Here is a 4,264-nt window from a genome sequence, read left to right on the forward strand (position 1 = left end):
GGCACGTGGCAGTCTTCTGCCCGTGTTGGATCAAGACATCAATATCGGTGACCTCCGCCCCCTTCTCCAGCCGCACGGCTCGCATCGTCATCCTTCGGATTGCCCGTTGCGTCGAGGCTACCGCCAAAGTGCGCGGTCTCTCCGAACAGCACCACACTGGGGCCCATAAGCCCGCCCTCCTTGATGAGATAGGCCGCAGCCGCCAACGCGGCGATGCCCGTTCCGACCAAATAGGTTCTACGTGGAGCCGCCTGTGGAGGGGGCGCGATAACTGGGGCGCTGGGCACATGAGGTCCTCCGAGAACACAGGTCGTATCGCGTATGTCGATCCGGTGGTCGTCAGTTTCGGGCAATGGGGGGCTCCTGCTCTCCCCACGGTCTTCTTATTTGGATCTCTGACGTTGCGGAGCGTCAAATCGGAGGCATTGGAGGAGTCAAGTAGTCTCCGGCACTCGCAGCAACCATGATTTATTCAGCTTAACCGAGAGCTGTTCGAGTTTTCGCGAATGTGAACCCGCCCGGTGGGCTGACACTCCCACGCGCTTGCCAACGGACCAATGCGACGCATCACAACATAACCCATCGTCGGAGGAGCTGGGCCTACCCCTTTAGGTAGCTGTTGCCGGGACGAAGCGTCGGCAGGACAGCGCCCGCCGCACGCCTTGCTAATCCGCCCCTTACGCTGCTGAAGCCGCAAGGCGTCTACTCCGCGCAAGAGATTATCCAGTTCGTCGGATCGGCAGTTTGTTACCCTGCTGCCCGACAGGGAAACTGCGACCGTTCGGACGTGGCTTTCGAAGCAGCCCGCGATCAACATTCTCGCGAGATCGCGGTGGTGCAAAGACCGCCCCAGGTGAACGGATCGCGGCATCCGTGGTGCAGCCGACCTCCAGAGACAATAAATTGTTTAGCCCTGATCGATTCAAAGAAAGCATTTCGGGCGGAATGATCGATCGACGGCGATCTTGTCGCTGATCAGGATCGTCAAGGGGCCGCCGCTTCAGCTCCCGCGTCAGAATCCGCATCGATGTCGATCGGAACCGTCGGCCCCACAAACGACTGCTGGGCCGCCGCGCATGGTCCGTCGGCAAAGACGCGCCGTGCCTGACAGGGCGTTGCGCCAATTGAATTCAAACGGTCGGTCGCAGCACTCTGAGTTGGAAGTTGCTCAAGTCCGGAACCTCGAGTGAAAACTTGTTCGGGACCTCCTGGCGATCTCGTCAAGCAGCTTGCGCGCGTCGATAGGCGAGCCGGGCCCCTTCGCCCTTAATGGCGGCAGGCGCCACCGTCGACATCGACGACGGTGCTCGTCTGCTCGTTGCCGCGCCTGATGAGTGGGCACCAGCGTGCCCACTGTCACGCTGACACTCCATCATCGCTCGTTTCAAAATGTGCGGACCCGGTTCTGTACCAAAAGTAGTAGGTTCGTTGTCCGCGGTTCTCAGCTAGGTGACTATAGCCCTTCTGTGAGTAGTGAGAGCCGGCTCCGCAAAAACAGGTCGATAAGTGGAGTTTCTGCCTGACAGCGGGCACGCTGATGCCTGCAAATCAGGAGCGACGATGAGCAGAAGAGCACGCTGGAACCACACACCGGCCTTCAAGGCGAAGGTGGCGCTTGCCGCCGTCAAGGGCGACCGGACGATAGCTCAGCTGGCCGAGCACTTTGACGTCCACCCCAATCAGATCACGGCGTGGAAGGCGCAGCTGGGGGGTAGCGCTTCCGGAGTTTCTGGACCTGGCGGCGCTGCGCCGGCTACGCCTGGGATCGATGTGAAGTCGCTGCATGCCAAGATCGGGGAGCTGACGCTGGAGAACGATTCCTAAGAAACGGCACCCAGCTCCCGGTTCCAAGGGGTGCAGGACAAAGCCGAATGCCTTGGCACGTCGGTGCAAATTGTTGATCACTCGCGTCCGATAGCGTGTCTCATAGGACGAGGCCCCGGGATCGACGTAGTCCATTCCGTGACGCACAGCGTTATAGAACAGGACTGCTTATCTTGCGGACCGTCGCGGTGACTGCTTTGGCCTTGCCAATGCCGGACGACAGTCTTCTATAAAAGGCCCCGAGCGCGGTATCAGTGCGTCCGACGGTTACGGCAGCAAGGCAGCAGAAGAGCTGCGGCCCGGCCGCCGGATCGGCGCGTTCGGGACGAGAGCATTTTGTCTCCGGAGACCTTATTGCTCGGTGCCAACCCCAGCCAGGAGGTAAAATGTTTTGCACTTGGCCACGAGGCAAGGTCGTCGCCGCATTCTGCGATCAGCTTCAGCGAGAGGTAAGGACCGAGGCCGTCGATGGCGGTGACGTCCTTTCCGAGCAGCGCAAACAACGACGCGCGGACGTCGAAAGCCAGAGCGTTCGCTTGATCGGTTCTGTTCCGACGCCGCGAGACCGGCGGCGCTGATCCATGATCATGATCCCTATGGATAGTGAGTTCCTTCAACACAGCTTCGATTCGGGAATCGCAGGCAGATGCCAATACGCGTCGTAAAGGGCGAGTGCCTGATCGAGTGCAAACAGATGCTCCGCGCGGAAGCTTCCGGTGAGCGCCTTCGCGATCGTCTCGACACTGGAATGGCAACTGTAGTGGCGCAAGCACGCCAGCGTCTCAGGATCGCGCTCACCGGCAAGGATCGCGCGAATGATGCGCAGGCCAGTCGCGCCCGTGATGTCGGCCACAACGTGGTGGAGTTGAAGATTCATCTCCGTCAATGCTTTTTGCATATGCTGGATGTGTGAGGCGGCGTACTCCAGCAGACGTTCGCGCTGACGCACGTAGGCACGCAGCTCCGCAATCTGCCCTTTGGGCCGAAAACTCGCCCGCAGCAATCCGAACGAATGGAGCCGCTGCGGCCATTGCGCATCGCTGGCGTCGGTCTTGCGCCCCGGTACGTGCTTGGCATCGCGCGCGTTGACAAGAAACACGGCAAATCCTCGTGCATCGAGAAGCTCAAAGATCGGAATCCAGTAGACGCTGGTTGATTCCATCACGACGGTCTCGACTCCGCACTCCACAAACCACCTTACCAGTTGATCGAGATCAGTCGTGAATGTGCCAAAACTGTGTACTGGCTCAAGTGCGTGATCAGGTCCTACGGCAGCCATGTGCATAGTCGCACCAACATCTATGGCAGCCGCATTCGGGTGCACCATGGGCATGGTACGGTCGACCTTGGACTTCGACTCCTTGCGGTACATCTGCAATCCTCCTGCTGACAGAGAAGGGCTGAGCTGCGCAATTGATCAGATTCCTAAACGGGATCGCCTTTGCGGCGTCACCACTCTCAAGTCCGCAACAGCTCATGGACCAGGTTGTTTGACGGGGTTAAATGCCACCAAAATCGTATCGGCCGCTCCCTTCCGAACGCAGTCTATCGCCAATTCGTTTCTACCCCACAGGGGGCGTGCAGCGCCAAGATCAGTTTTTGCGATGATCGACGGCGGGCTCGATCTATCGATCACCAGGCAGGCGGGACTTCTGCAGATCAGACGCGGCAGCGTCTATTACCTGCCGCGCCCAGTGCCGAACGCCGATCTCGCGATCATGCAACGCCTCGACCGGCTGCATCTGGAGTTTCCCTTCGCCGGTTCGCGACTGCTGCGAGGCCTGCTAGCTGCCGAGGGGTGCAAGATCGGCCGCCGGCATGTCAAAACGCTGATGCGGCGGAAGGGAATAGAGGCGCTCTACGCGTCGTCCACTCATGCGGATAGCCCATGGTCTTTGGCCCTGTCATACGCCAGCGATACCAGCCAGGCCTTGGCCTCAGGCGTGTCGCGGACGATCATCGAAGGCCACCAGCGTGCCATCGGCCAGTGCTCGCGCCACACAGCGCTGATTCAACCCGGTCCACCGCAGGTTTCATGGAATCGCTCGTATAATTGGCGTGGTTACGTTTGCGAACGGGGTTATAATAGATTTACGAGATGCGGTAGTGGCCATCTCGCTTCTGCATCTGGACGATGACGTCGGCAGAAGCAGCAGCAGCGAGCGGATATCGTCGCGATGAAGGTCAGGGCCTTCGCGCTTTCCTTTCACCAACAAGGTCAGTTGCTCGAAGGCGAGCCGGGCCTGTCGGCATGGACCGTTGTGATGGACCCGGACATTCGGAGTTCACATTCCTCAAATAGAAGAACGCCGTCCCATCGCGAAGGTCCTGCAGCAGGAGCCGATCTGGCCGTATCCGCAAGCTATAGCGCGACAATCTGGATGGGAAGCGCGCGACAATCAGGATGGCGAGTTGGTGTCGCGGCGAGGTGATGATTGCC

At 59.7% G+C, this 4,264-nt stretch carries 1 protein-coding gene and 4 pseudogenes; 2 read left to right on the forward strand and 3 right to left on the reverse strand.

Features of this window, described 5'->3' with window-relative positions; all coding sequences use genetic code 11:
• Nucleotides 1-38: 38 nt before the first annotated feature.
• The gene (locus AC0L3X_RS46550; protein WP_439035720.1) at nucleotides 39-287 is read right to left on the reverse strand and encodes an oleate hydratase; all 249 of its coding nucleotides are present in this window, start codon (nucleotides 285-287) and stop codon (nucleotides 39-41) included.
• Nucleotides 288-1,560: 1,273 nt separating this feature from the next.
• Between AC0L3X_RS46550 and AC0L3X_RS46555 the strand changes: the two are divergent.
• Nucleotides 1,561-1,818, forward strand: a pseudogene (locus AC0L3X_RS46555) (transposase); the annotation flags it as partial.
• Nucleotides 1,819-1,839: 21 nt separating this feature from the next.
• Here the strand turns inward: AC0L3X_RS46555 and AC0L3X_RS46560 are convergent.
• Nucleotides 1,840-3,196: pseudogene (locus AC0L3X_RS46560) on the reverse strand (IS110 family RNA-guided transposase); the annotation flags it as partial.
• A 223-nt stretch (nucleotides 3,197-3,419) separates the two neighbouring features.
• Here AC0L3X_RS46560 and AC0L3X_RS46565 point away from each other — a divergent pair.
• A pseudogene (locus AC0L3X_RS46565) lies at nucleotides 3,420-3,686 on the forward strand (IS3 family transposase); the annotation flags it as partial.
• 229 nt (nucleotides 3,687-3,915) lie between these two features.
• Here the strand turns inward: AC0L3X_RS46565 and AC0L3X_RS46570 are convergent.
• Nucleotides 3,916-4,264: pseudogene (locus AC0L3X_RS46570) on the reverse strand (hypothetical protein); the annotation flags it as partial.

It is taken from the genome of Bradyrhizobium sp. MI1.7, assembly GCF_055811795.1.